Source organism: Angustibacter sp. Root456, assembly GCF_001426435.1.
In the GTDB taxonomy this organism is placed as follows: Bacteria; Actinomycetota; Actinomycetes; order Actinomycetales; family Angustibacteraceae; genus Angustibacter.
Genome location: NZ_LMER01000019.1, coordinates 1 through 24,528 on the forward strand (window position 1 = coordinate 1; position 24,528 = coordinate 24,528).

At 71.7% G+C, this 24,528-nt stretch carries 22 protein-coding genes; 5 read left to right on the forward strand and 17 right to left on the reverse strand.

Annotation, left to right across the window (positions count from 1 at the left end; genetic code table 11):
• Nucleotides 1–89: 89 nt before the first annotated feature.
• Together ASD06_RS13425 and ASD06_RS13430 are read left to right on the forward strand one after the other, a co-directional pair.
• A complete protein-coding gene (locus ASD06_RS13425; RefSeq protein ID WP_082538078.1) occupies nucleotides 90–1,418 on the forward strand; it encodes an APC family permease in 1,329 nt (442 codons plus the stop codon).
• A 1-nt stretch (nucleotide 1,419) separates the two neighbouring features.
• A complete protein-coding gene (locus ASD06_RS13430; protein ID WP_056678627.1) occupies nucleotides 1,420–2,310 on the forward strand; it encodes a nitrilase-related carbon-nitrogen hydrolase in 891 nt (296 codons plus the stop codon).
• Here ASD06_RS13430 and ASD06_RS13435 read toward each other — a convergent pair.
• The 5 genes from ASD06_RS13435 to gabT all read right to left on the reverse strand — a co-directional run bounded on the left by ASD06_RS13435 (nucleotide 2,307) and on the right by gabT (nucleotide 8,472).
• Complete coding sequence (locus ASD06_RS13435) at nucleotides 2,307–3,209, reverse strand: homocysteine S-methyltransferase family protein (RefSeq protein WP_056678631.1); 903 nt, start codon at nucleotides 3,207–3,209, stop codon at nucleotides 2,307–2,309. The two genes, ASD06_RS13430 and ASD06_RS13435, sit on opposite strands and share 4 nt — an antisense overlap.
• 79 nt (nucleotides 3,210–3,288) lie before the next feature.
• On the reverse strand, nucleotides 3,289–4,479 hold the full coding sequence (locus ASD06_RS13440) for an acyl-CoA dehydrogenase family protein (protein WP_056678634.1): 1,191 nt from the start codon (nucleotides 4,477–4,479) through the stop codon (nucleotides 3,289–3,291).
• Nucleotides 4,476–5,630: a CaiB/BaiF CoA-transferase family protein gene (locus ASD06_RS13445; protein ID WP_056678637.1), complete on the reverse strand. Its 1,155-nt coding sequence runs from the start codon at nucleotides 5,628–5,630 to the stop codon at nucleotides 4,476–4,478. The genes ASD06_RS13440 and ASD06_RS13445 overlap by 4 nt, the downstream gene beginning before the upstream one ends.
• Entirely contained in the window at nucleotides 5,627–7,138 is a 1,512-nt protein-coding gene (locus tag ASD06_RS13450; protein WP_056678640.1) for an aldehyde dehydrogenase family protein, read from the reverse strand. Before ASD06_RS13450 ends, ASD06_RS13445 begins: the two co-directional genes overlap by 4 nt.
• On the reverse strand, nucleotides 7,135–8,472 hold the full coding sequence (gabT, locus tag ASD06_RS13455) for a 4-aminobutyrate--2-oxoglutarate transaminase (RefSeq protein ID WP_056678645.1): 1,338 nt from the start codon (nucleotides 8,470–8,472) through the stop codon (nucleotides 7,135–7,137). The genes ASD06_RS13450 and gabT overlap by 4 nt, the downstream gene beginning before the upstream one ends.
• A 110-nt stretch (nucleotides 8,473–8,582) precedes the next feature.
• Here gabT and ASD06_RS13460 point away from each other — a divergent pair, with 110 nt between their 5' ends.
• The gene (locus tag ASD06_RS13460) at nucleotides 8,583–10,046 is read left to right on the forward strand and encodes a PucR family transcriptional regulator ligand-binding domain-containing protein (protein WP_157371717.1); all 1,464 of its coding nucleotides are present in this window, start codon (nucleotides 8,583–8,585) and stop codon (nucleotides 10,044–10,046) included.
• A gap of 33 nt (nucleotides 10,047–10,079) precedes the next feature.
• Here ASD06_RS13460 and ASD06_RS13465 read toward each other — a convergent pair whose 3' ends face one another.
• From ASD06_RS13465 to ASD06_RS13520, 12 genes are all read right to left on the reverse strand, one after another.
• Nucleotides 10,080–10,430 carry a TIGR04076 family protein gene (locus ASD06_RS13465; RefSeq protein WP_056678650.1) on the reverse strand — a complete coding sequence of 117 codons (351 nt, stop codon included), beginning with the start codon at nucleotides 10,428–10,430 and terminating at the stop codon, nucleotides 10,080–10,082.
• Nucleotides 10,427–12,061, reverse strand: coding sequence for a DUF885 domain-containing protein (locus tag ASD06_RS13470; protein ID WP_056678652.1), 1,635 nt, complete (start codon nucleotides 12,059–12,061; stop codon nucleotides 10,427–10,429). The genes ASD06_RS13465 and ASD06_RS13470 overlap by 4 nt, the downstream gene beginning before the upstream one ends.
• Nucleotides 12,058–13,074 carry an LLM class flavin-dependent oxidoreductase gene (locus tag ASD06_RS13475; RefSeq protein WP_056678656.1) on the reverse strand — a complete coding sequence of 339 codons (1,017 nt, stop codon included), beginning with the start codon at nucleotides 13,072–13,074 and terminating at the stop codon, nucleotides 12,058–12,060. Before ASD06_RS13475 ends, ASD06_RS13470 begins: the two co-directional genes overlap by 4 nt.
• Nucleotides 13,071–13,607 carry a cupin domain-containing protein gene (locus tag ASD06_RS13480; RefSeq protein ID WP_056678659.1) on the reverse strand — a complete coding sequence of 179 codons (537 nt, stop codon included), beginning with the start codon at nucleotides 13,605–13,607 and terminating at the stop codon, nucleotides 13,071–13,073. Before ASD06_RS13480 ends, ASD06_RS13475 begins: the two co-directional genes overlap by 4 nt.
• On the reverse strand, nucleotides 13,597–14,031 hold the full coding sequence (locus ASD06_RS13485; RefSeq protein ID WP_056678662.1) for a nuclear transport factor 2 family protein: 435 nt from the start codon (nucleotides 14,029–14,031) through the stop codon (nucleotides 13,597–13,599). Before ASD06_RS13485 ends, ASD06_RS13480 begins: the two co-directional genes overlap by 11 nt.
• Nucleotides 14,024–15,019 carry an ABC transporter ATP-binding protein gene (locus ASD06_RS13490; protein WP_056678664.1) on the reverse strand — a complete coding sequence of 332 codons (996 nt, stop codon included), beginning with the start codon at nucleotides 15,017–15,019 and terminating at the stop codon, nucleotides 14,024–14,026. Before ASD06_RS13490 ends, ASD06_RS13485 begins: the two co-directional genes overlap by 8 nt.
• A complete protein-coding gene (locus tag ASD06_RS13495) occupies nucleotides 15,016–16,002 on the reverse strand; it encodes an ABC transporter ATP-binding protein (RefSeq protein ID WP_056678667.1) in 987 nt (328 codons plus the stop codon). Before ASD06_RS13495 ends, ASD06_RS13490 begins: the two co-directional genes overlap by 4 nt.
• Nucleotides 15,999–16,934 carry an ABC transporter permease gene (locus tag ASD06_RS13500; protein ID WP_082538045.1) on the reverse strand — a complete coding sequence of 312 codons (936 nt, stop codon included), beginning with the start codon at nucleotides 16,932–16,934 and terminating at the stop codon, nucleotides 15,999–16,001. Before ASD06_RS13500 ends, ASD06_RS13495 begins: the two co-directional genes overlap by 4 nt.
• Nucleotides 16,931–18,016 carry an ABC transporter permease gene (locus ASD06_RS13505; protein WP_056678670.1) on the reverse strand — a complete coding sequence of 362 codons (1,086 nt, stop codon included), beginning with the start codon at nucleotides 18,014–18,016 and terminating at the stop codon, nucleotides 16,931–16,933. The genes ASD06_RS13500 and ASD06_RS13505 overlap by 4 nt, the downstream gene beginning before the upstream one ends.
• Nucleotides 18,013–19,626, reverse strand: a complete 1,614-nt coding sequence (locus ASD06_RS13510; RefSeq protein WP_056678672.1) for an ABC transporter substrate-binding protein — start codon at nucleotides 19,624–19,626, stop codon at nucleotides 18,013–18,015. The genes ASD06_RS13505 and ASD06_RS13510 overlap by 4 nt, the downstream gene beginning before the upstream one ends.
• Before the next feature lie 95 nt (nucleotides 19,627–19,721).
• On the reverse strand, nucleotides 19,722–21,356 hold the full coding sequence (locus tag ASD06_RS13515; RefSeq protein ID WP_082538046.1) for a DUF885 domain-containing protein: 1,635 nt from the start codon (nucleotides 21,354–21,356) through the stop codon (nucleotides 19,722–19,724).
• Entirely contained in the window at nucleotides 21,346–22,113 is a 768-nt protein-coding gene (locus tag ASD06_RS13520) for a maleylpyruvate isomerase N-terminal domain-containing protein (RefSeq protein WP_056678678.1), read from the reverse strand. The genes ASD06_RS13515 and ASD06_RS13520 overlap by 11 nt, the downstream gene beginning before the upstream one ends.
• Nucleotides 22,114–22,159: 46 nt before the next feature.
• Between ASD06_RS13520 and ASD06_RS13525 the strand changes: the two genes are divergently transcribed.
• A complete protein-coding gene (locus tag ASD06_RS13525) occupies nucleotides 22,160–23,404 on the forward strand; it encodes an amidohydrolase family protein (RefSeq protein ID WP_056678681.1) in 1,245 nt (414 codons plus the stop codon).
• The gene (locus tag ASD06_RS13530; RefSeq protein WP_056678683.1) at nucleotides 23,401–24,513 is read left to right on the forward strand and encodes an alpha/beta hydrolase; all 1,113 of its coding nucleotides are present in this window, start codon (nucleotides 23,401–23,403) and stop codon (nucleotides 24,511–24,513) included. The genes ASD06_RS13525 and ASD06_RS13530 overlap by 4 nt, the downstream gene beginning before the upstream one ends.
• Nucleotides 24,514–24,528: the final 15 nt, after the last annotated feature.

The following is a 24,528-nucleotide window of genomic DNA, read 5'->3' on the forward strand; positions in this document are numbered from 1 at the left end:
ACCCCCACCCCACCCCACCCCACCCCTAGGAGTCTGACGTGACACAAACCCCTCAAGAACCCGCGGTCCGTCTGCACCGGGTGCTCGGCATGCCCGCTCTCGTGCTCTTCGGGCTGGCGTACATGGTGCCGCTGACGGTCTTCACGACGTACGGCGTCGTCACCGACGGCACCGAGGGGCACCTGCCCGGCGCCTACGTCGTCACGCTGGTGGCGATGCTCTTCACCGCCTACAGCTACGGGCGCATGGTGCAGGCGCATCCGTACGCGGGGTCGGCGTACACCTACACGCAGAAGAGCTTCGGCAGCCACACCGGCTTCATGGTCGGCTGGGCGCTCCTGCTCGACTACATCTTCCTGCCGATGATCAACTACCTGGTGATCGGCATCTACCTCAACGCGCAGTTCCCGTCCGTGCCCAACTGGGTGTGGATCGTCACGGCCATCGTCGTCGTCACCGGCCTCAACGTGCTGGGAATCCGGCTCGTGACCCGGATGAACCTCGTGCTGGTCGGCTTCCAGATCGTGTTCATCGTCGTCTTCCTCATCGGGGCGGTTCGCACCATCTCCGGCGACGGGGCGCCGTCGCTGACCGTTCCGTTCTTCGGTGGTGACCCCTCGATGTCCAAGATCTTCGCGGGCGCCGCGATCCTCTGCCTGTCGTTCCTGGGCTTCGACGCCATCTCGACGCTGTCGGAGGAGACGCACAACCCGCGCCGGATCATCCCGCGGGCCATCATGGTGACCACCCTGGCCGGCGGCGCGATGTTCATCCTCATCTCCTACGCCGGCCACCTCGCCTTCCCCGACTGGCGGGCGTTCACCGACGTCGACTCCGCAGCCCTCGACGTCATGAAGCACATCGGCGGCTCGTTCCTCGCGTCCTTCTTCACCGCCGCCTACATCGCCGGCTGCTTCGCGTCCGCCATGGCGTCCCAGGCGAGCGTCTCCCGCATCCTCTACGCGATGGGCCGGGACGGCGTCCTGCCGCCGAGCTTCTTCGGCCGGCTCAGCCGGAGGTACCGCACCCCCATGCTCGCGACGCTGCTCGTCGGTGCGGTGTCGTGCGTCGCGCTCTTTATCAGCCTGGACCTCGCGGCGGCCATGATCAGCTTCGGTGCGCTCGCTGCCTTCTCCTTCGTCAACCTGGCGGTCATCAAGCACTACGTCTTCGACCAGAACCGGCGCACCCCCCGCGACCTGGTGCTGTTCGGGCTCCTCCCGCTCATCGGAGTGCTCCTGACCGCGTGGCTGTGGACGTCGCTGTCTCGCACGACGTTCGTCGTCGGTGGCATCTGGGTCCTGGCCGGCCTGGTGTGGCTGGCGGTCATCACCCGGGGCTTCCGCCGTCGGCCGCCGGAGCTGCACATGACGGACGCCGAGCTCGACGACGAGCTGAACGCACCTGCGGCGGTCTGACATGCCCCCCACCGTGACAGTTGCGGTGTGCCAGCTGGCCCCGGTGATCGGGGACGTCGCAGGCAACGTGGCGCGCGCCGTCGAGGCGGTGCGCGCCGCGTGCGATCGCGGGGCAGGGTTGGTCGTCCTGCCGGAGCTCGTCACCACCGGGTACGCCTTCGCGGACCGTGACGAGCTCAGGCCCCTCGCCGAGCCGGTGTCCGGGCCGTCCGTGTCGGCGTTCGCCGAGGCTGCCGCCGCCTTGGCTCGTCGGCACGGGCGGCCGGTGGTCGTGGTCGGCGGGTTCGCCGAGCTCGACGAGGACGACGTGCTGCGCAACAGCGCTTTCGTCGTCAGCGCCGACGCCGACGGCTCCCCGGCGTCCCGGGCCGTGTACCGCAAGGCGCACCTCTGGGACGACGAGAACGACCTGTTCGTGCCGGGCGACCAGCCGCCCACCGCTGTCGAGACGCCGCTCGGGCGGATCGGGGTGGTGATCTGCTACGACCTCGAGTTCCCTGAGTGGGTTCGAACCATTGCGCTGCAAGGTATCGACGTGCTCTGTGCGCCGACCAACTGGCCGGTAGCACCGCGTCCGGCCGGCGAGCGGCCGATCGAGGTGACGCGCGCGCAGGCGAGTGCGTCGATCGACCGCATCTTCGTGGCGACGTGCGACCGGGTCGGCACGGAGCGCGGCGTCGAGTGGGTCGGCGGGTCCGCCATCATCCATCCCGACGGCCATCCGCTGGCGCTGGCCCAGTTCACGGCCACCGGCGGGGAGGGCGGTGAGCAGACCCTCCTCGCCCAGTGCGACCTGGCGGACGCACGGCGCAAGGGCACCTCTGCGCACAACGGTGTGGTCAGCGACCGACGTCCAGAGCTGTACGGCGCGGTGGTGCGGCCGCGCACCTAGGCGCCGGCGGCACGGGCGATGGCGGCGATGTGCCGCACGTCCGTGCCGCAGCAGCCTCCCAGCACGTGCATCGAGGGCAGCTGGGCGCGCAGGCCGAGCAGGGCCTCGGCGAACGCGGAGGGGTCCCCCTCGTCGAGGTCCACGGCCTGGTCCATCTCGGCGTGGCTGCGGGTCGACGCGTTCGCGCGCACACCGCTGATCCGGCGAGTCCAGTCGCCTCCGGTGCTCAGCGCGCGCGTGATGTGGTCGGGATGAGCGCAGTTGACCATGAAGGAGTCGGCGGCCTGTGCCGTCGCGACGTCGACCTGGCGGATGCCCTCTCCCAGCGCCGTGCCGTCCGGCAGCTCTCCGGTCGTCTCCACCGTGAACGACAGCACGGTCGGGACACCCGCGTCCCGTCCGGCGAGCACGATGCCGATCGCTTCCGCGACGTAGGAGATCGTCAGGGCTGCAACCCGTCCCACGCCGGCCGCAGCCAGAGCGTCGATCTGCGGGCCGTGGTAGTCCCGAGCCTCGTCCGGGGTCATGGCGCCGGGGCCGGGATCGCCGTCCGCCCGTGGGCCGACGCAGCCGCTGACCGTCACGTCCGCGTCCGGGGCGATCTCGCGGCGCACCTCGTCGACGAACCGGACGGCGTCGGTGTTCACGCGGATCACGTCCTGCGCCGGACGTCCCAGCAGCCGCAGCCAGTCCTCGCTCGCGCGCCAGGTCGGCGTCTCGAGCACGAGGGGCAGAGCTGCCTCACTCGCCAGCTGGAGGTACGGCACGTAGTAACGACGCAGCGCGGCCCGGCCCGCGTCGTCGTCGAGCAGGACGAACGCCGAGAACTCGGGAAGGGTCTGGTCGTGGTGGAAGATGAGATCGGTCTCGATGCCACCATCGGCCAGGGCGAGCTGCATGGCGGCTATCCCATCACAGAACGGCGGGTGCCCGATGACGCTCCGGCGGTGTTGATCGACCCGGGCCGCCGTCGTGCGCTCACCGGAAGGCGGCGTGGCCCGTGATCGCCTGGCCTACGACGAGCGTGTGCATCTCCACGGTGCCCTCGTAGGTCAGGACGGACTCCAGGTTGTTCATGTGCCGGATCACGGGGTACTCCAGCGAGATCCCGTTCGCGCCGAGAACGGTGCGGGCGGTCCGGCAGATCTCCAAGGCCTCACGGACGTTGTTGAGCTTGCCCATGCTGACCTGCTCGGGGCGAAGGGTTCCCGCGTCCTTGCGGCGGCCCAGGTGCACCGCGAGCAGCACACCCTTCACGTACTCCAGCGACATGTCCACCAGCTTCTGCTGGGTCAGCTGGTACCCCGCGATCGGCCGGCCGAACTGGGTGCGTTGCTCCGCATAGGACTGTGCGGCGTACAGCGAGGAACGGGCCGCTCCCATCGCTCCCCACACGATGCCGAAGCGAGCCTCGTTGAGACAGCTCAGCGGGCCCTTGAGGCCGTGCGCGCCGGGAAGGGCCGCGTCATCGGGCAGCCGCACGCCGTCCAGGACGAGCTCGCTGGTCACCGATGCCCGAAGTGACAGCTTGTGCTTGATCACGGGAGCCGAGAAGCCCGGGGTGTCCGTCGGGACGACGAACCCGCGCACCCCCTCATCGGTCTGCGCCCACACGACCGCGACGTCGGCGATGCTGCCGTTGGTGATCCACATCTTGCGACCGTCCAAGACCCAGTCCTGCCCGTCGCGACGGGCCCGGGTCCGCATGCTGCCCGGATCGGAGCCGACGTCCGGTTCGGTCAGACCGAAGCAGCCGATCGCGTCGCCGGCGGCCAGGGCAGGGAGCCAGCGCTGCTTGTGCTCCTCGCTCCCCCACCTCCAGAGCGCGAACATGGCCAGGGACCCCTGCACCGACACCAGCGATCGGATGCCCGAGTCGGAGGCCTCCAGCTCAAGACACGCCACGCCGTACTCGGTGGCGCTCATCCCGGCGCAGCCGTAGCCGTCCAGGTGCATCCCCAGCACTCCCAGGGCGCCCAGCTCCTTGACGAGCCCCCGGACGTCGTCGATCTCGCCCCGCTCGAACCAACCGCTGACGTAGGGATCGATCCGCTCAGCGCACAGCTGCCGGACCGAGGCCGCCACCGCCTTCTCGTCCGGGGTCAGGAGGTCCGCCAGACCAGCGGGATCTCTCGGGTCCAACGGCGGCAGCGAGCTGGGGCGACTCATCGATCGGTCTCCTCGATCAGGTCAGTGAGCCAACGGCGGACCGGGCCGTCGTGCTCGCCGAGGTGTGGTGGGGGCAGGTACGTGGTGACCGGCGTGGCGGAGAAGGTCACCGGGTGGCGAACCTGTGGCGGCGCTGAGCTGTCCATGGAGACGACGGGTTCGAGCCCGAGCGCGGTCGCGAGCGCGATGCCGTCGGCGATGTCTCCGACCTTGCCTGCCGGGACGCCCTCCGCAGTGAGCTGCGCGCTCCACGCGTCGACCGTGTCAGTCACCAACCGGGACTCCAGCGCCTCGATCAGCGCTGACCGGTGCCGGACCCGCGCTGAGTTGGTGGCGAACCGGGGGTCGTCGGCCAGGTCGGCGGCTCCGAGCACACTGCTCAACCGCCGGAACTGCCGGTCGTTCCCGCACGCCACCGCCAACCGACCGTCTTGGCAGGCGAGCGTCTCGTACGGCGCGATCGAGGGATGCCGGTTCCCCAGCCGGCGGGGGACCTCGCCCGTCGCCAGGTAGGCCGAGGCCTGGTTGGCGAGCGCGCCCAGCAGGCTGCTGAGGAGGTTGACCTCCACTCGCTGCCCCTCGCCGGACTGACTGCGGGCGGCCAGGGCAGCCAGGATCCCGATCGTCGCGTCCTTGGCCGTGAGGACGTCGACGAGGGCGACTCCGGCCTTCATCGGCTCCCCGTCGGGCTCGCCGGTGATGCTCATGAGGCCGCCCAACGCCTGGACGAGGAAGTCGTACCCGGCCAAGGAAGCGCCCGCGTGGCTGCCGAACCCGGTGATGGAGCAGTAGATGACGCGTGGGTTGCTCGCGCGCACCGTGTCGTAGCCGAGACCTCGCCGGGCGAGTGCTCCGTCCTTGAAGTTCTCGACGAGCACGTCGGCCCGTCGGGCCAGCGTCTGCGCGAGTCGGACGTCATGCGCGTCCTCGAGGTCGAGGACCACGGACTGCTTGGACCGGTTCGCGCACTCGAAGTAGGTGCTCGAGTTCGTCGTCCACGGCGGCCCCCAGGACCGCGTCTCGTCGCCTGCGCCGGGTCGCTCCACCTTGATGACCGTGGCGCCCAGGTCGGCCAGGGTGGCGGTCGCGAGCGGCCCGGCCAGGACGCGGCTGAAGTCGGCGACGACGACGCCGTCCAGCGGCATCGTCATGACGGCTGCGCCCGAGCGCCCGCGTCGAGCACTCCATTGACCCGACGCGGCACGTTCCAGGGATTGTCGCTGCGCCCAGCCGGCGGGAGCCAGCCGTCGGGCGTCGACTGGTAGGTGACCGGGCGGACGAAGCGGTCCAGGGCCGCCGCGCCCACGGAGGTGGCCCGCGCATCGGAGGTGGCCGGCCAGGGGCCTCCGTGGTGCTGGGCCCAGGTGTAGGCCACGCCCGTGGGCCAGTCACCGACCGTGACTCGCCCGACCTTGCGCGAGAGCAGGTCGACGAGCCGTGGCGCGTCCGGGTCGGAGTCGTCGCCGGCGACGACCGTGGCGGTCAAGCTGGCCTGCAGCGCGAGCAGCGCAGCGTGCAGGTCGTGGTCGTCGGCGTACTCCACCACGAGGGCCACGGCGCCGAAGCACTCCTCCAGCAGCCGACTTCCCTCGACCAGCGCACTGACCGGCGCGGACAGCACGGCCGCGGGGGCGGACCAACCAGCCTGGGCGCCGCGAAGCGTGGTGACGACCGTGGCCCCGGCCGCGACGAGGTCGGCCAGGCCGTGCTCGACCGATGCGGCGATCGACTCGGTCAGCATGAGTGGGCTCGGTGCGGCCGTGGTCAGCGCTGCGCCGACCCTCGCCGCGGCGTCGTGGCCGGCGGGGACCAGCATGAGGCCCGGCTTGGTGCAGTACTGGCCGGCGCCGAGCGTGAAGGAGCCGACGAACCCGCGGGCGACCTCGTCGAGCCGCGCCGTCGCGTCCGGGGTCACCACGACGGGGTTGACCGTGCCCATCTCCGCGTAGACCGGGACGGGGCGCTCGCGCTCGTTCGCGAGGCGCCACAACGCCAGGCCTCCGGACTGCGAGCCGGTGAAGGCCACCGCAGCCACCTCTTCGGCCTGCACGAGGCAGACTCCGGCGTGATGGCCACTGATCAGAGCAAACGCTCCGTCTGGGGCTCCGGCCCGCCGCAGAGCGTCCTCGGCCAGCTCGGCCAACCGCACGCTCAGCCCCGCGTGCGCGGGGTGCGCCTTGACCACGACCGGACAGCCGGCGGCGAGGGCGGAGCCGGTGTCGTTGCCGAGCACCGAGAACGCGAACGGGAAGTTGCTGGCTCCGAAGATCGCGACTGGCCCGAGCGGTTGGTTCAGACGGACCAGCAGAGGCGTCGTGGCCGAGGCCTCGTCGATGGCCACGGCGAGGTAGGAGCCCTCTGCCGCGACGTCGCCGTAGAAGCGCAGCTGACCCGCGGTGCGCGACAGCTCCGCGCTCAGTCGAGCGGCGCCGAGCCCGGTCTCGAGATCCGCCATCGCGACCAGCTCGTCGAGGTGGCCCTCCAACGAGTCGGCGATGGCGTTCAGCCACCCGCGTCGCACCTGCGGAGAGGTGGCCGCAACCTCCGCGGCGGTCGCCACCGCGTCGGCAACCTTCTGCTGCACGGCTTCGGGGGTGCTGTCGGGCACGACGCTCACCGGTTGCCCGTCATACGGGTTGAAGCTCGTCGTGGTGCTCATGCGTACGTCCTTCGCACTGCCTGCTCCAGCACCGTCAACGCGTCCTCCAGCAAGTCATCGTCAATCACCAGCGGGGGCAGCAGTCGGATGACGTTGCCGAAGGTGCCGCAGACCAGGGTGACCACACCCTGGGCGTGGCAGTCGTCCGAGACGGCCTTGGCCAGGTCTGGCGCCGGCTCGAGCGTGCCGGGGCGGACGAACTCCATGGCGAGCATCGCGCCCCTGCCGCGCACCTCACCGATCGGGGAACCCTCTGCCTGCAGCGCTTCCAGCCGCGGGCGCACGATCGACTCGATGTGGCGTGCCCGCTCGACCAGCCCGTCGCGCTCGATGACCTCGAGCACGGCCAGGGCTGCGGCGCAGGCGACCGGGTTCCCGGCGTAGGTGCCACCGAGCCCTCCGGCACCGACGGCGTCCATGATCTCGGCCCGTCCGGTCACGGCCGAGAGCGGTAGGCCACCGGCGAGCGCCTTCGCGGTCGTGATGATGTCGGGGACGACGCCTTCGTGCTCGCAGGCGAACAGGTCTCCGGTGCGGGCCAAGCCGGTCTGGATCTCGTCGGCGACGAACACGATGCCGTGCTCGCGGGCGAAGTCAGCGACCCCCGCGAGGTAGCCGGGTGGCGGCACGATGAAGCCGCCCTCACCTTGGATGGGCTCGACCACGATCGCTGCGACGTTCTCAGCGCCGATCTGGGTCGTGATGACCTCTCGGAGCTGCCCCAGCGCCTCCTCGGCTGCGGCAGCGGGCCCTCCGGGCCAGCGGAACGGGTACGGCGAGGGCACCCGGTGGATCTCGGGCGCGAAGGGCCCGAAACCCTGCTTGTACGGCACGTTCTTCGCCGTCATGGACATGGTCAGCAACGTGCGCCCGTGGTAGGCGTGGCCCAGGACGACGACCGCGTCGCGGCCGGTGTACGTGCGCGCGATCTTGATCGCGTTCTCCACCGCCTCAGCGCCCGTGGTGAACAGGGCCGTCCGCTTGTCGTGGTCGCCAGGCGTCAACCGGTTGAGCGCCGCCGCCACCTGGACGAAGCCTTCGTACTCAGTGACCAGGAAGCACGTGTGGGTGAACCGCTCCACCTGGTCCGCGACCCGCCGAGCCACCTCGGGGTGCGCTGCTCCGACGCTCGTCACGGCGATGCCAGAAGCGAGGTCGACGAGGTGGTTGCCGTCGACGTCGACCAGGATGCCGCCGCCGGCGTGGTCCACGAAGACGGGCAGGGTGACGCCCAGACCGCCCGCCAGCTCAGCGGTGCGCTGCTCCTGGAGCGCCACGGACCGCGGGCCGGGGATGGCGGTCTTGAGGATGCGTCGTTGCTCGGGCAGCGTCATGCGGTCTCCTTCGAGGCGATGGCAGGACGCTATGGGCGCGAACGCGGCTCGACCAGGGCTAATATGCACACTCTCAGGCCCTGCGTGTGCGAATCGTCCAGGAGGCGTCCGTGTCGGTTCCCACAGTGGCCACGCTGTGCCACGACCTCGGGTCCGACCTGGCGCCGGCTCCCGGCTTCACCGCTCCGTCTCGCGAGGTCTCGGCCGTCCACATCAGCGAGCTGCCTGACCCCACCGGTTACCTGAGCGGCGGCGAGCTGCTGCTGACGACCGGACTGACCCTGCCGCGCACCAAGCTCGGGTGCGAGCGGTACGTCCGTCGGCTGATCGAGGCGCAGCTGAGCGCGCTCGCCGTGGGCCTCGGACCGGTTCACGACGCGGTGCCTCCCGTGCTGGCCTCAGCGTGCGCCCGCTTCGACCTGCCGCTTCTGGTCGTGCCTGCGCCGACACCCTTCCTGAGAGTGACGACGGCCTACTGGGCCGCCGTCTCGCGCTCGAGCGAGCAGCTGCTGAAGGACGTCCTGGCGACGCAGCGCGCCCTGGTCGATGCCGCTGCGTCCCTCGACCCCGTGGGCAGCGTGTTGCGCACGCTCGCGCGGGCCCTCGGTGCGTGGGCGGCGACCTTCGGGCCCGGCTGCGACCTCGAGCGGGTCTTTCCGGCGCGCGCAGCCCACGAGGTGGACCAGGTCGCCCACGAGCTGGGCCGCCTCGAGGGCGCGGGTGTGCACTCAGCCGCGTCCTTCGCGACGGCTGAGTCCGCGGTCGTCGTCCTACCCCTCGCGGCAGACGACCGCGTCGTCGGTTACCTGGCTGTAGGAACGTCCTCGACGCTCGACGCGAACGAGCGACGGGCGGTCCTCACCGCGTGCGCACTGCTCAGTCTCGACTCGGTGCGCCGGTCGCGCGCCGACGCGGTCGCGAGCGAGGCCGGCCGATGCGTCGCGCTGCTGGTCGACCAGGGGCAGGTCGGCGCGGCGAGACAGCTCGCGGCCGCCACCGACGTCGCGAGCCCCGGTCAGTACGTGGCTGTCCTGGCGCTCCGCGGCCGAGAAAGTGATCGCTTGACGAACGCGGTGCGCGGTTGGTGCGCTGAGGCACTGACCGTGCGGACGGACCGTCACAGCGCTTGGGGCCTGGTCCCAGGCGACCACCCGCCTCTGCAACCGCTCGAGACCGCCATCGCGAGAGTGGACGCCGACGCCGTGGCGATCCTCTCCGAGGTCGTCGCCGTCGAGCAGGCGCCCCGTGTGCGACAGCTGACGACCTCGGCGCTGACGACGCTCAGCCCAGGAACGCGCCGGCTGACCGCGAGCGTGGAGGTGCCGTATGACCACGACGTGGCCGGCCGACTGCGGGTCGCTGTCGACGGGCTCGGCGAACCGCTGCGCGAGACGCTGGTCGGCTACCTGCGGCACCGGGGGCAGTGGGAGCCGGCCTCCCGCGCACTGGGCATCCACCGCAACACCCTGCGGAACCGGATCCGCCGCTGCACGACCGCCCTCGACGTCGACCTCGACGATCCCGACGTGGCTGCGGAGCTCTGGCTGGTGCTGCGCCGGGGCGCATGGGCGTGACGCGCGTCCCCCAGGTGCGTTCTCGGCGAGGGCTCAGGTGAGGTCGTCGGAGTTCATCCGCCGCGTGCCGGTGCGCTCGATCCGCATGATCAGCCGCTCCTCCGGATCGGGGCAGCACGCCAGCGAGTCGCGCTCGAGCCAGTCGGCCGCGGGAAGCTGGCGCTGCTTGGCCGGCAGCAGCGGCAGCACCGCTTGCAGGGCGTAGACGCAGAAGTGCTTGCCCTCGGGCAGCCGCAGCTCGGCGCTGTTGACCAGCTCGAAGTAGTCGCCCACCGCCATGCCGCAGACCGAGCGGCCCTCGATGCGGTCGACGGTGACGCGCAGGTCGAACAGCTCCATGTCGCCGGCCAGGTCGTCGCTGGTCTCGCTCGGCTCGTCGGTCATGACGCACCTTCCGTCAGAAGCGAGCGCAGCGGGGCCAGGCCCATCGGCCCGAGCCGCAGCGCTCGCATGTGGAACTCCTTCAGGTCGAAGTCGGGCGAACGCTCCGCCTCCCGGCGCACCTCGCGCCACAGCCGTGCACCAACCCGGAACGCCAGCGCCTGAGCCGGCCAGCCGAGGTAGCGGTCGACCTCGAAGCGCGCCGTCGTGGCGTCCGCACCGGCCGCGCGGCGCAGGACGTCGGCACCGAGCTCGGGCGTCCAGCGCGTCTGGTCGGTGAAGCCGTTGCCGGCTGGAATCGGCAGGCCGAGGTGCAGCCCCATGTCGATGACGATGCGCGCGGCTCGCCACCGCTGGCCGTAGAGCATGCCGAGCCGCTCACCCGGCGTGCGCAGCAGCCCGAGCTCGTCGCACAGCCGCTCGGCGTAGTGCGCCCAGCCCTCGACGTACCCGTGCACGTGGCCCATCGACCGTTGCCACGCATGGATTCCGGGCTCGGCCATCGACACCGCGATCTGCAGGTGGTGGCCCGGCACCCCTTCGTGGTGCACGGTCGTCACCTCACGCCAGGTGAACGACGTCCCCTCCGCGGGAGGGGCCCACCAGATCCGTCCGGGCCGGGTGAAGCCGGCGTCCGGTGGCGAGTAGTACATGACGCCTGACGTGGTCGGCGAGATACGGCACTCCGGACGTCGCGCGATCGCCGGCAGCTCGAAGTGCGTGCCGTCGATCGCCTCGACCACCTCGTCGACCCTGCCCTGCAACCACTCCAGCAGCTGCGGTGGGCTCGACCGCTGCACCGCGGGGTCGTCGTCCAGCCGCGCTGCGGCCTCCTCGATCGAGCCGGCCCGGAGATCGCTGGCCACGGCCTGCATCTCGTCGGTGAGCCGGGCGAGCTCGTCCCACCCGAAGGCGTACGTCTCGTCGAGGTCGACGTCGTCACCGAGGAAGGCGCGCGACGTCACGAGGTAGCGGTCGCGACCCACTGCGTCGGTCTGCGGTGCCTGCGCCAGCAGCTCGCCGCGCAGGAAGCTAGCGAACTCGAGCGTGGCGGACGACGCCCCCGCGGCCAGCGCAGCCAGGGACGCCGGGTCCGGCGCCTGCGCGACGAGGCGACCGTAGAAGTCGTCGCGCCCGGCATCGACCCAGCGCTCGCACTGGTCGGCCATCACCGTCACCTGCCGGGCCGCGACGACGTGCCCGCGCGCCGCCGAGGCACGCAGGGTCTCGGCGTAGTCCTGCAACGCCGACGGCACCAGCGCCAGGTGGTCGGCCACCCGCTCCCAGTCCGACGTCGTCTCGTGCGGCAGGTTGTCGAACACCTCGCGCACCTGGTGCACCGGGGTGGCCAGGGGAGCGAGCAGCGCACGCGTGAACCCCGACTCGTCGAGCGCCAGCTCGCTGGCGAGCCGCTCCTGCATGACCGCCTGGAGCACGCGCTCCTTCTCGCCGGAGACCGTCGCGGTGCCCAGCGCGGCGAGCGCCTCGCGTCGCGCGTCGTCGCGCCGCTGGAAGTCCTGCGGCGCAAGGGCCGGCATCACGACGTCCGGCTCGAGGCCCAGTGCCTGCGCGGCCTCGGGGTCGACCGGCGCGAGGTCGGCCAGCAGCCGGTCAGCGACCTGTGAGACGTTCACGAGCCGGCTCCGGTCAGCGCGCGCAGACCCGGCAGCACCTTGCGCCCGATCAGCTCGACGCCCTCGTCGTCGGTGCGACCGTGTGGCGTGCCGAACTCGACCCGGCTGGCGCCGGCCGCGAACAGCGCGGCGCTGTGCTGAGCGACGGTGTCGGGGTCACCGGCGATCGCGAACTTGTCGAGCAGCTCGTCCGGGATCATCGCGCCCGCCCCTTCGGAGTCGCCGCGCGCCAGTGCTTCACGCAGCGGCGTGAGAAGGCTGGCGGGCACCTCCACCGTGGTGTCGAGGCCACCCACGACGTCGAGGTACATCGCCACCTCGGTGCGCGCGCGACGTCGCGCGACCGCGCTGTCGTCGTCCACGACCGTCACGGCACCGGCGACGACGCCCACCGACCCCGCCGGACGACCCGCCGCGAGGCACGCCTCGTCGAGCTGGTGGCGCACGACGCGCACCATGTCCGGGTTGGCGCACCCGCCCAGCTTCACCTCGTCGGCGTACTCGCCGGCCAGCTTCAGGCCGAGCCGTCCCCACGTGCCGAGCAGCAGGTCGACGTGGTCGCGTCGGCGCGGGTAGAGCAGCCGCGTGCCGGCAGCCATCTGGAAGATCTCGCCCTCGTACGCGGAGTCGTCTCCGGCGATCAACCGTTGCACCACCTCGATGGCTTCGCGCATGCGCCGCAGCGGACGTTGCGCGTCGACACCCACCCGGTCGAGCCAGGCGCCGCGCGCGATGCCGACGTAGGCGCGGCCGTCGGAGGCGAGGTCGAGCGCGGCGGCTTGGCCGGCGATCTCCATGGGGTGCAACAGGAACGCGTTCAGGCAGGCCGAGCCCAGCCGGATCCGGCTCGTCGCTCGCGCCATCTCCAGCAGCGGGAAGATCGACGGCTGGAACCCGAGGTCGTGGAACACCGAGACGCCGTCGAAGCCGAGCGACTCCGCCATGACGGCGAGCCTGGCGTAGTCAGCCGGCGACTTGTCGGTCTGGAACCCCAGCGAGATGGCGCCGGTCACGGGGTCGGCGGGGTGACGGCGAGCAGGTACCGGGCCGGCTCGGTGGACTCATTGCAGAACCGGTGCGGCAGCCGGGAGTCGAAGGTCACCGACTCGTCCTGCACCAGCACCATCCGGTCGCCGTCGATCTCGACCACGACCTCACCTTGGAGGACGACGACGCACTCGGTGGACTCGTGCCCGCGGGCTTCCGCCGCGCTCACGCTGCCGGGGGCCATGGTGGCCTGCAGCACCTCCAGGTCACCGCGGCCGGGGGTCAGCCGCTCGTAGCTGATCTCGCCCTGTGGCGCGGTCAGCCGCATCCGCTCGCCCGGGCGCGAGACGTGCACCATCGGTGCGTTGGGCTCGCTGAACAGCGCCGAGATCTCCGACTGGAACACCGTCGCGAGCTTGCGCAGCGTCGACAGGCTGGGCTCGGTGACGCCGTTCTCGAGCTGGCTCAGCAGCGCGGGTGACACCTCGGCCTGCTTCGCGAGCTCTCGCAGGGTCAGCTTGTGACTGAGCCGCAGCTCTCGCAGTCGTTCACCCAGCATGCGAGCTCCCCTCGGTAGCGGTCGCGTCCACCGGCACCGCCTCCGCGTGATGGTGCACGATGCGCCACTCCTGGCGGTCATGGTCCCAGACGTCGGTCACCCGGAACTCCTCGACGCCGTGGTCGGTGCGGGCGCGCAGCACGTACCGCGCGACCGCCGCGACGTCGCCCCACCGATCGACCAGCAGGTCGTCGATCTCGATCTGCGGCAACGACGACTCGGCCTTCTTGGCAGCAGCAGAGCGCCTCTGCCGCAACGTTTGCAGCTCGGTCAGGCCGATGCGCGCGCCAGGCTGGTCGCTCTCCCAGATCGTGATGTCGGGGTGCAGGAACCGGTCGAACCGCTCGGGGTGCCCCAGGCCGGCGTACATCTGCCGCACGGCGGACTCCACGTCACCCGCCGTCTCCCGGACGCGGTCACTCATGCGGGGCCTCCTTGGTGAGGTGGGCGGGAACGGCAGCGGCGTGCCGGGTCTCGCGCTCGATCTCCTCGACCCGGTGGCACGCCACGAGGTCGCCGCCCACCGGACGCAGCACGGGTTCGGTGAGGCAGACCTCGCGGGCGTGCGGACACCGCGGTCGGAACCGGCAGCCGGACGGCGCCCGGCTGGGGTCCGGGACCTCGCCGGGCAGCACCGCCGGCAGGTGCGGCGTGGCCGAGATCGTCGGGATGGCCGAGACGAGCGCCCGCGTGTACGGGTGGTTGGGCTCGGCCATGAGCTTGCGGGTGGGGGCGTCCTCGACGATCTTGCCGAGGTACATCACGGCCGTGCGGTCGGCGATGTCGTGCACCAGCGCGAGGTCGTGGGAGATGAACAGCAGCCCCACGCCGAGCTCGTGCACCAGCGACAGCAGCAGCGACACCACCTGCGCCTGCGCGGAGGCGTCGAGGGCGGTCACCGGCTCGTCGGCGATGATCAGCTGCGGGTCAGCGGCCAGAGCGCGGGCTATGGCCAGGCGCTGGCGCTGCCCGCCCGAGAACTGGTGCGGGAAGCGGTCGGCCGCGGACGCCGACATGCCGACACGCTCGAGGAGCTCGGTGACGCGCCGGCGCCGCGCGGTGTCTGCGCCGGCCGTGACGCCGTCGAGGATCTGCGCGCCCACCGTGCGGCGAGGGTTCAGCGAACCGCCGGGGTCCTGGAAGATCATCTGCAGCCGGGTCTGGTCGATCGCCCGGCGCCGCCATCCCAGCGGCGTGACGCGCGTGCCGCCGAACGTGATCTCGCCGGCGCTGGGTGCGCTCAGCCCGACGGCCACGCGTGCCAGCGACGACTTGCCGCAGCCCGACTCGCCCACCAGCCCCACGACCTCGCCCGGGCCCACCCGCAGGTCGACGCCCGCAACGGCGCGCGTGGCTCCGCGCCCGCGGGCGTGGTACTCCACCTCGACGTCGCGCAGCACGAGCTCGCTCATGCCCGCACCTCCAGACGCAGCGGGTCGACGGCGCAGGCCAGCGTCCGGCCGTCGCCGATCGGGACGACGTCCGGCGGGGTGGCGCGGCAGACGTCCTGGGCGAAGGTGCACCGGGGCGCGAAGGGGCATCCGGGCAGCACCTCGCTGGCCAGCGCCGGGCGCCCCGGGATCGCCTGCAGCGACCGGGTCGCCGACAAGCCGTGCGGCCGAGCCGCGAGCAGCGCGGCGGTGTAGGGGTGGCGCGCCGACGTGAGCACCTGACCGGTCGGTCCGCTCTCCATCGCCCGCCCGGCGTAGAAGACGTAGGCGCGCTGGGTGAGTGACGACAGCACGCCCAGGTCGTGGGTGATGAAGAGCACGGCGAGGTCGCTCTCGCGGCGCAGGTCGTCGAGCAGCGCCAGGATGCCCGCCTGCACCGTGACGTCGAGGGCCGTCGTCGGCTCGTCGGCGATGAGTAGCCGGGGCCGGCAGGCGAGCCCGATCGCGATGGCGATGCGTTGACGCATGCCGCCGGAGAACTGGTGGGGATACGACCGCATCGCCTGGTGCGGCTGGGGGATCCGCATCTGCTCGAGCAGGTCGATGGCGCGCTCACGGGCCTTGGCGCGGCTCAGGTGCAGGCCGATCCGCATGTGCTCGGTGAGCTGCTTGCCGACGGTGAGCATCGGGTGCAGGGCGGCACTGGAGTCCTGGAACACCATGGAGATCGCGGTGCCTCGCACGGCCCCCCACTCTCGGGGCGTGAGACCGACGAGCTCCTGGCCGTCGAAGCGGATCGACCCCTCGACGACCGCACCGCGCGGCAGCAGGTCGAGCAGCGTGAGCGCCGTGAGGCTCTTGCCCGAGCCGCTCTCACCGGCGATGCCGACGATCTCACCGGGCTCGACGCGCAGGTCGAGACGCTTGATCACCTGCACCGGGCCGGCCGGCGAGGGCAGCGACACCCGCAGGTTCTCGATCTCGAGCAGCGGTTGCGTCGTCATCGTGCCGCCTTGCTGCGGGGGTCGAGCCAGTCGCGCACCGCGTCCCCGAGCAGGTTGAAGGCGAGCACCGCCGTGAGGATCGCGATGCCGGGGATGATGCTGACCCACCACTTGGTGAGGTCGGACGAGCCCGCGGCGATCATCGCGCCCCACTCGGGCGCCGGGGGCCGAGGGCCCAGGCCGAGGAACGACAGCGAGGCCAGCATGAGCACCGCGTCGCCGAGCTGCAGGCTGGCGAGCACTACAGAAGGGCCGACGCTGTTCGGCAGCACGTCGCGGCGCAGCGCCTGCCACGGGCCGACGCCGAGCATGCGCGAGGCCTGCAGGAAGTCCGAGCCGCGGATCGACAGCACCGCGCTGCGCACGACCCGCGCGTACGTCGGCCACGACACGAGCACGAGCGCCAGGACGGCGTTGCGCGCGCTTGGCCCGAAGGACGCCGTGACGACCATCGCCAGGATGATCGGCGGGAACGCGAACACCAGGTCCGTCAATCGCATCAAGCCCTCGTCGACCCAGCGTCCGACGTACCCCGCGAGCAGCCCGAGCGTGCCGCCGATGAGCAGGGCCAGCGCGACGATCACCACGGCCAGCGGCAGAGAGAGCCTCGCGCCGTAGATGATGCGGCTGGCGATGTCGCGGCCGAGCTGGTCGGTGCCGAACCAGTGCGCGGACGACGGTGGCGAGTAGTAGGGGCCCGACTGCACGAGCGGGTCGTACGGCGCCAGGAGGGGAGCGGCGACCGCCACCACAGCCCACAGCGCGAGGATCGTGATGGCCGCGATCGTCAGCGCGTTGGCGTGCCTGCGCGGACCGCGCGCGGCGGCGGTGCGCGGCGGCCCGGGGCGCAGGCCGAACCACCTGCGGGCCGGCAGGTCGAGCGGGTCGGGGGTCGCTGCACCGACCTCGGCGGCGACAGGGGCCTGGCTCATGAGACGCGGATCCTCGGGTCGATGACGCCGTACAGGATGTCGATCGCCAGGTTGACCAGGATGTACACCAGCGCCACGAACAGGCCGACGCCCATGATCGCGGGCAGGTCGAGGTTGAGGGCGGCGCGGTAGGCGTACTGCCCCAGGCCCGGCCAGCTGTAGATCTGCTCGATCAGCACGGTGCCCGACAGCAGCGAGGCGAGCGCGAGACCGCCGACGGTGATGATCTGCACCAGGCCGGCGCGCAGCACGTGACGCACCAGCACGATGCGACCGGGCAGGCCCTTGGCGTAGGCCGCCTTGATGTAGTCCTGGTCGAGCACCTCGAGCATCGCCGAGCGCACGAAACGGATCAGCACCGAGACGGTGAGCGCGGTGAGCACGACGACCGGCAGCACGAGGTGCCACACGACGTCGCGGAACAAGATGGTGCGACCGGCCAGCAGCGAGTCGACCGTGTAGAGCCCGGTGATGTGGTCCGGCGGGCGGTAGACGGTCGACATGCGGCCGCCGTTGGGGAACCAGCCCAGCTTGTAGAAGAACAGGTAGAGCACGACGATCGCGAGCCAGAACGACGGCGTCGACAGGCCGGTGAGAGCCGCGGCCCGGATGGTGTGGTCGGCGGCGCGGTCCTTGCGCACGGCCGCCCAGGTGCCCAGCACGAGGCTGATGAGCAGCGACAGCACGAGGGCCGGGATCGCGAGCTCCATGGTCGCCGGCACGTACTTGCCGAGCTCGGTGAGCACCGGGTTGCCGGTGCTCTGCGAGACACCCAGGTCGCCGTGCGCGAGGTTGTCGAGGTACGTCAGGTACTGCACGGGCAGGGGCTTGTCCATGCCCCATTTCGCCTTGTACGCGGCGACGATCTCGGGGTTCTGCTGCGCCGTCTCGCTGAGGTTGGTGAGCGACGGGTCGCCGGGCACCAGCTGCACCAGGGTGAACGTCATCACCGTGACGCCGAGCAGGAGCCCGACGGTGATCAGCACCTTCTTGGCGATGAACCGCGGGAGGGCCCGGGGCGACCTGCGCTGCGCAGGTCGCCCCGGTGCCGCCTCCGGCTCGACGGTGAGCGTGTCGGTCACTTGGTGCTGACGTCCGCGAGGTCGATGACCCAGCCGGCCGCCGTGTAGTCGGCGTTCTTGAGATCCTTGCTCGCCACCACCGTGGTCGAGTTGTAGACCAGCGTCACGTACGGCGCGTTGGTGATCATCAGGCGCTGCCAGTCCTGCAGCAGCTGCTCCTGCTCGCTCGCGTCCGTGGAGTTCAGCACCTTCTCGGCCGCCGCGACGGTTGCCGGGTCGGCCCGGTTCGCCGTCCAGCCGGCCGCGTCAGCGGTGTGCCCACCGGGCATGAGGTCGGCCACGATCGACGCCGCCACCGGGTAGTCCAGCGACTGCGGGCTGAAGCTGAACGGCACCTTGCCGGTCTTGCGCTGGTCGAGGAACGAGGCGATGGGGGCGGGGTCGAGCTGGATCTTGATACCGGCCTTCGCGGCGTCGCTCTGCACCTTGGCGGCCAAGGTGCCGAGGTCGATGCCGCCGTACGTGATCGCCGGGTAGAGCAGCTTCACGGTCTGGTCGCCGACGCCGGACTTGGCGAGCAGCGACTTGGCCTTGGCGAGGTCCTGCGTCTGCGCCTCGGACGCCGGCAGCGCACCCGCGTAGGCCGTGGGGACGATGCCCGCCGCGGGCTTGCCGGCAGGGCCGAACAGCTGCGCCATGCCCTGGTAGTCCATGGCCGCCTGCAGGGCGAGGCGCCAGTCGCGGTTCGACGTCACCTTGCTGACCGCGGGGTCGGCATGCACGCGCAGCTGGTAGTAGCTGTCGGGGCTGCCGGACTGCTGGAGGTCCTGGGGCAGGTCCGACAGGGCGTTGCCGGCCAGGTCGAGCGCGACCTCGGACGTCGGGCCCTTGGCCATCGTGAGCTTCTGGTTCTGCACGTCCATGTTCTGGAAGACGACGCGACCGAAGGCGGGCTTGTCCTTCCAGTAGTTGGGGTTCGCCTTGAGCACGATGCGCGAGGCGGCGTCGAACGACTCGATGAGGTAGGGCCCCGCGCCGAGCGCGGTGGTGTTGAGGTAGTTGCCCAGCTTGTCGGCCGACGAGGCGTCGGCGGCGTCCGAACCGCCGTTCTGCTTGGCCTGCTTGGAGTTCAGGATCCCGGCATAGGGCTCGGCGAGGATCGTCGGCACGTTCGGGTTGACCCGGTCGCTCGTGACGACGACGGTCTTGTCGTCGTTCGAGCTGAACGACAGGCCCTCGACGATGGCCGAGGCGCTGCCCTTGAGGTTCTTGAGCCGGTTGAGGCTGAACACGACGTCGGCGGCGGTGACCTTCGAGCCGTCGCTGAACTTCGCGGCCGGGTCGAGCTCGAACGTGAAGCTCTTGCCGTCGGGCGAGGAGGTCCAGGACTTGGCGATGTCGGGCACCGGCTTGGAGATGTCGGAACCGTCGAAGGTGACGAGCGTGTCGTACAGCGCGTGCACCACGACGTTGCCCGTGGGCTCGTAGACGGTGCCCGGGTCGAGCGTCTTGACCACGAACGACGTGTCGACCGTCAGCACCTTGGCGGACTGCGCGTCCTGCCGGTCCTGCGCGTTGCCGCTGCCGCTGCAGGCGCTGACGCTCAGGGCGGCGACCGTGAGCGCGGCGCCGAGGCCGAGCTTCACCCGGTGCGCGGGGACAGTTCTCATAGGGCCCTCTCAGAGGTGTGTAGTGCTATGGAACATCGTTCGTCGTCACTAAACAGCAGCCGAGCGGCGACGTCAACGGTCTGCGGGCCACGAGGTCACAGGCAGCCGCCGCCGGCGAGCTGGCGCAGCAACGGGACCGGCGGCGAGCCGTGGGCGAGCAGGGCGTCGTGGAAGGCGCGCAGCGAGAACGCCGCGCCGGCCCGCTGCTCCTCGGCCGTGCGCACCTCGTGGAGGAGGTCGCGGCCGAGGATGTACGACGACGGGTACGTCGGGTTGTCGTGGCGGGTGTAGCGGCGCACCTCGCCGGCAGCCATGTGGGCGTCCATGCCGGCCTCGCGCTGCATGAGCTCGGTGGCGGCGTCCACTTCGAGCGTGCCGGTGTGCAGGCCGACGTCGACGACGACGCGCAGCGCGCGCCACAGGCCGTTGCGACGCTTGAACAACCGCACCCGGTCGTCGGCCATGAAGCCGGTCTCCTCGAGCAGGTCCTCGACGTAGAGCCCCCAGCCCTCGACGAGCTGCGGGGTCGAGAAGTACCTGAGGATCGAGCCGCGGTCGGTGCCGAGCTTGTGGTGCACGTACTGCACGTGGTGGCCGGGGTACGTCTCGTGGCCGGCGATCGACGTCGCGAAGACGTAGCAGTTGTCGCGCATGTGCTGCAGGCGCTGCTCGGGCGTGGCGTGCTCGTCAGCGGGCGTGATGAGGAAGCCGCTGCGCAGTCCGGGTGCGTAGGGCGGGCTGGGCGACATCACCCCCAGTGGCAGGCCCTCGCGCTGGTACTCGGGCACCCAGTCCATGCGGCACACCTCGTCGTCCGGCAGCGTCAGCAGCCCGTGCTCGACGGTGTGGTCGCGGGCGCGGTGCATCTGAGTGCGGTAGGTGTCGAGGAAGTCCGCCGGCTCGGGGTGCCAGTCCTTCACCCGGTCGACCTGGTCGTGCCAGGACGTCGCCGGGTCGAGCGCGGCGGCGAACGCCTCGAGCTCGGCGCGCTCGGACTCGACCAGCTCGCGGCCCCGCTGGGCCAGCGCCTCGGCGTCCAGGTCGAGGTGGTGGTACTCGCGCAGCAGGAAGTCGACGTGCTCGGCGCCGCACTGCCACTGCCCGTGGGCGCGGCCAGCCAGCTCACCGAGCGAGTCAGAGAACCCTTGCGCCGCAGTGCTTGCCGCCTGCGCAGCGCGGCTGATGTCGGCCGCCAACGCCTCAGGCATCGTGGCGGCGAAGCCCGGCACGGCGGTGCCGATCAGCGGTTGCAGCCCGCGCGCCGCCGCACGTCCCATCGCCACCCACTCAGCGGGGGAGTCGTCGGTGAGGTTGCGCACCGCCTGCTCGCAGTAGGCGGGCAGCTCACGCAACCGGGCCAGCAGCGCCTCACCGGTCTGCGGGCGGTCGTCGCCCGGCTGCATGAGCACCGACAGCGCGTCACCCAGGCGCTCGGCGTACCAGTACGGCGCCCGCTGCCAGGGCCGCTCGACCTCGTCACGTCGCGCCGCCGTCCGCAGCTCGGTGCGCAGCACCGCCTGCTCGAGCCAGGCCTGGGTGCCGGGCGCCTCCGGCGGAACAGCCTCGGCCTCGGCCAGCATCCGGATGCGGGCGGTGGCGAGGTCGCTGAACGCGCCGGGCTCGATGTCGCCGAGGCGGTCGTTCCCGCGCTCGTCGCCCTGCACGGACGCGAGGATCGGGTCGTGGGCGAAGAGCAGCTCGACGTACGGGTGCACGTCGTCAGTAGCCAACGAGCACCGCCTGCAGCCGGCCCAGGTCGGGCGGCGTCAGTGAGCTGCGCAGCCGGTGAGCGCCCTGCGGGTGGCGTCCCCAGAGCACCAGCAGCCGGGCCGCCGGATCCATCTCGATCACGTTCGGGGCGTCGTGCGGTGCCGCGAACGCCAGGCGGCCCGCTCCGGACTCCACGTGCAGCACCAGGTCGGGCTGCTCGGTGCAGCGCAGGCGCACCTCGAGCGGTTCGCCGGGCCGCGGATCACGGGCCAGACCGTTGCGCAGCAACGATTCCCCGAGCAGGCGCACCGAGTGGTCGATGAGGTCCGGCCGGCCGAGGATCGTGGCGCCCAGCTCGTCGTCGCCCACGAGATCCCAGCGGTGGATCGCGAACTCCTGGCGCATGTGCGTCACCAGCTCGGCCACCGGCAGGCCCCAGCCGACGTCGGGCACGGCCACCGTGGGGTCGGCGTCGAGCATGATGCGGAACTGCTCGCTCATGCGGCGCTCGGCGCTGACCAGCCGGCGGCGCAGCGTGCGGTCGTCCATGGCCCGGTAGGGCGGTTCGCGCACGTCCCACGCACCGAACTCGGGAACGGGCCGACCGTCGAGGTGCGCTTCGACCTGGTCGGCGAAGGCATCGGCGCCGGAGGCGAGGTGGGCGATGAGCTCATGGGTCGTCCAGCCCCGGCAGGCGGTGACGGCGTCCGGCGGCGTGGCGTCGAGAGCGTCCACGAACGCCTCAGCCTCGCTCACGCCGTCCGGTCCCGCGGTCATGCGACGAATCTAGTCACGGTAAACGCCGTACGTCTATGGTGAACGCGTGAGCCCTAGCGACCGTCCGACCCTGCTGCACCATTGCTCCGTGTTCGACGGCGTCAGGGACGAGGTTCTCCCCGGCGCCGCGGTGCTGGTGCGCGGCGAGCGCATCGTCGCCGTCGGCCCGGAGCCCGACGTCCGAGCGCAGGCGGGTGAGGACGACGTCGACGAGGTCGACCTCGACGGCGCGTGGCTGATGGCCGGGCTGCTCAACATGCACACGCACTTCTCGCTGTCGCTGCCCGGCCCGGGAGGCGGTGCGGTGCAGGCGATGGGGGCGCACGAGCTCACCCTCTACATGGCCCACGGCGCGCGCCGCACGCTGCACAGCGGCGTCACGACCGTGCGGTGCGTGGCGGAGAAGGACCACGTCGACTTCGCGCTGCGCGCGGCGATCGAGGCCGGGACGGCGGTGGGCCCGCGCATCTTCACCGCGGGGCAGGCGCTGGTGTGCACCGGCGGGCACGGTCACGAGGGCACCGACACGGTGGAGTGCGACGGCGCCGACGGCTTCCGGCGCGGCGCGCGAGCGCAGATCCGCGAGGGCGCCGACCTCATCAAGGTGATGATCTCGGGCGGTATCGCCGGCGAGCACGAGGCGATCGACACGCCGCAGCTCACCGAGGACGAGATCGCCGCGGTGCTCGAGACGGCGCACGCGTGGGGCCGCAAGGTCACCGCGCACGCCGGGCCGGCTCCGATCATCGAGACGGCGGTTCGGCTGGGGCTCGACTGCGTCGAGCACGGCTACCAGCTGACGCGCGAGGTGAGCGAGCTGATGGCCCAGCGGGGCACGGCGCTCGTGCCCACGCTCATCGTCACCCGCTGCGGGGACTTCTTCGACACTCTCGGTGTGCCGCAGTGGATGCAGCGCCGCTCGCTCGACGCCGGCCCCCGCCACGTCGAGAGCTACCAGCTGGCGCTGGCAGCTGGTGTCGAGGTGCTGCTGGGCAGCGACATGCCGCCGTTCCAGGAGACCGGCGGCACCACCGCCACGGTGCGCGAGCTCGAGCACATGGCCGAGTTCGGCCTGGCGCCACTGGATGCGCTGCGGGCGGCGACCATCGCCCCCGCGCGATGGCTGGGCGCGGCCGATGACATCGGCACGGTGGAGTCCGGCAAGTACGCCGATCTCATCGCCATGGACGCCGACCCGACCCAGGACGTCTCGGCCCTGCGGACCTTGCGCTGGGTGATGAAGGGCGGCGCCGTCGTCCGCGACGACCGGCGCGGGCTGGCCGTCGCGTGAACACCGCCGCGCCGGCGATCCGTCTGCTGGCGCAGCGCCAGGACGTCGACGAGCAGACGGTCGACGAGCTCGTCGCGGGCGAGGCCGCGGCCCTCGGTGTCCACGTCACGACCACGTGGGTCGACGACCTCACCGGCCTCGGCGCCGCCGTCCGCGCGGCCGAGGCCGCTGACGAGCTGCTGGTGGTGCTGACGGCTCCGGGCGAGCCGGACCTGCAGGCGGTCGCGCCCGTCGGCCAGCAGCAGGTGCTGCGGCTCGACGTCGCGCTGCGCGAACCCGACCTGACGTCCGGTCTCGTGGCCCACGTGCAGGGGCGCGGTGTGTGGGGTGTCGTGTGGGCGCTGCGGGCCGTGCACCACCGCCGCCGGTACCCGATCCACCGCGAGGCCTACGGCGACCGGCGCGACCAGTTCGGCGAGCTGCGGCTACCGGCCGGAGACGGCCCGTTCCCGGTGGCGACGGTGTTGCACGGTGGCTTCTGGCGCTCGTGCTGGCAGCTCGACCTCATGGACGCCGTGAGCGTCGACCTCGCCGAGCGCGGCCTGGCGACCTGGAACGTCGAGTACCGCCGGCCTGATCGCCACGGCTGGCGCGCGACCGTGCAGGACGTCCGACGCAGCCTCGAGCACCTCCACGCGCTCGCCGCCCGCTGGCCCCTCGACCTCGACCGCGTCGCCGTCGTCGGTCACTCCGCGGGCGGCTCGATGGCCGTGCAGCTGGCGGGGGACGCCGTGGCCGCGCGCGTCCCGCACCTGCGGCTCGTCGTCCAGCTGGCCGGGCTGGTCGATCTCGTCGGCACGCACCGCCGCGACATCGGCAACGGCGCCGTCGTGACGGCCCTGGGCGGGACACCGGAGGAGCGACCGCAGGTGTACGCGCAGGCGTCTCCGCTCGAGCGCCTGCCGGTGGGCGTCCCGCAGGCCGTGGTGGTCGGGCGCTCGGAGTCGCCCGACCTGCGCGAGATGAGCCGGCGCTACGAGCGCGCGGCCCGGGCGGCCGGTGACGACGTCACGTTCATCGAGGACGACGGCGACCACTTCACCGTCATCGATCCCGCCAGCGGGATCTGGCAGCGCACGGCCGCGCTGCTCACCGAGGCGCTCGGCTGACGGATGAAGATCAAA

What these genes read in the sequence shown, in the direction of transcription:
- ASD06_RS13425 (WP_082538078.1), top strand. Translation starts at nt 90, where the DNA reads ATGCCCGCTCTCGTGCTCTTCGGGCTGGCGTACATGGTGCCGCTGACG.
- ASD06_RS13430 (WP_056678627.1), top strand. Translation starts at nt 1,420, where the DNA reads ATGCCCCCCACCGTGACAGTTGCGGTGTGCCAGCTGGCCCCGGTGATC.
- ASD06_RS13435 (WP_056678631.1), bottom strand. Translation starts at nt 3,209, where the DNA reads ATGCAGCTCGCCCTGGCCGATGGTGGCATCGAGACCGATCTCATCTTC.
- ASD06_RS13440 (WP_056678634.1), bottom strand. Translation starts at nt 4,479, where the DNA reads ATGAGTCGCCCCAGCTCGCTGCCGCCGTTGGACCCGAGAGATCCCGCT.
- ASD06_RS13445 (WP_056678637.1), bottom strand. Translation starts at nt 5,630, where the DNA reads ATGACGATGCCGCTGGACGGCGTCGTCGTCGCCGACTTCAGCCGCGTC.
- ASD06_RS13450 (WP_056678640.1), bottom strand. Translation starts at nt 7,138, where the DNA reads ATGAGCACCACGACGAGCTTCAACCCGTATGACGGGCAACCGGTGAGC.
- gabT (WP_056678645.1), bottom strand. Translation starts at nt 8,472, where the DNA reads ATGACGCTGCCCGAGCAACGACGCATCCTCAAGACCGCCATCCCCGGC.
- ASD06_RS13465 (WP_056678650.1), bottom strand. Translation starts at nt 10,430, where the DNA reads ATGACCGACGAGCCGAGCGAGACCAGCGACGACCTGGCCGGCGACATG.
- ASD06_RS13480 (WP_056678659.1), bottom strand. Translation starts at nt 13,607, where the DNA reads ATGCTGGGTGAACGACTGCGAGAGCTGCGGCTCAGTCACAAGCTGACC.
- ASD06_RS13485 (WP_056678662.1), bottom strand. Translation starts at nt 14,031, where the DNA reads ATGAGTGACCGCGTCCGGGAGACGGCGGGTGACGTGGAGTCCGCCGTG.
- ASD06_RS13490 (WP_056678664.1), bottom strand. Translation starts at nt 15,019, where the DNA reads ATGAGCGAGCTCGTGCTGCGCGACGTCGAGGTGGAGTACCACGCCCGC.
- ASD06_RS13495 (WP_056678667.1), bottom strand. Translation starts at nt 16,002, where the DNA reads ATGACGACGCAACCGCTGCTCGAGATCGAGAACCTGCGGGTGTCGCTG.
- ASD06_RS13500 (WP_082538045.1), bottom strand. Translation starts at nt 16,934, where the DNA reads ATGAGCCAGGCCCCTGTCGCCGCCGAGGTCGGTGCAGCGACCCCCGAC.
- ASD06_RS13510 (WP_056678672.1), bottom strand. Translation starts at nt 19,626, where the DNA reads ATGAGAACTGTCCCCGCGCACCGGGTGAAGCTCGGCCTCGGCGCCGCG.
- ASD06_RS13520 (WP_056678678.1), bottom strand. Translation starts at nt 22,113, where the DNA reads ATGACCGCGGGACCGGACGGCGTGAGCGAGGCTGAGGCGTTCGTGGAC.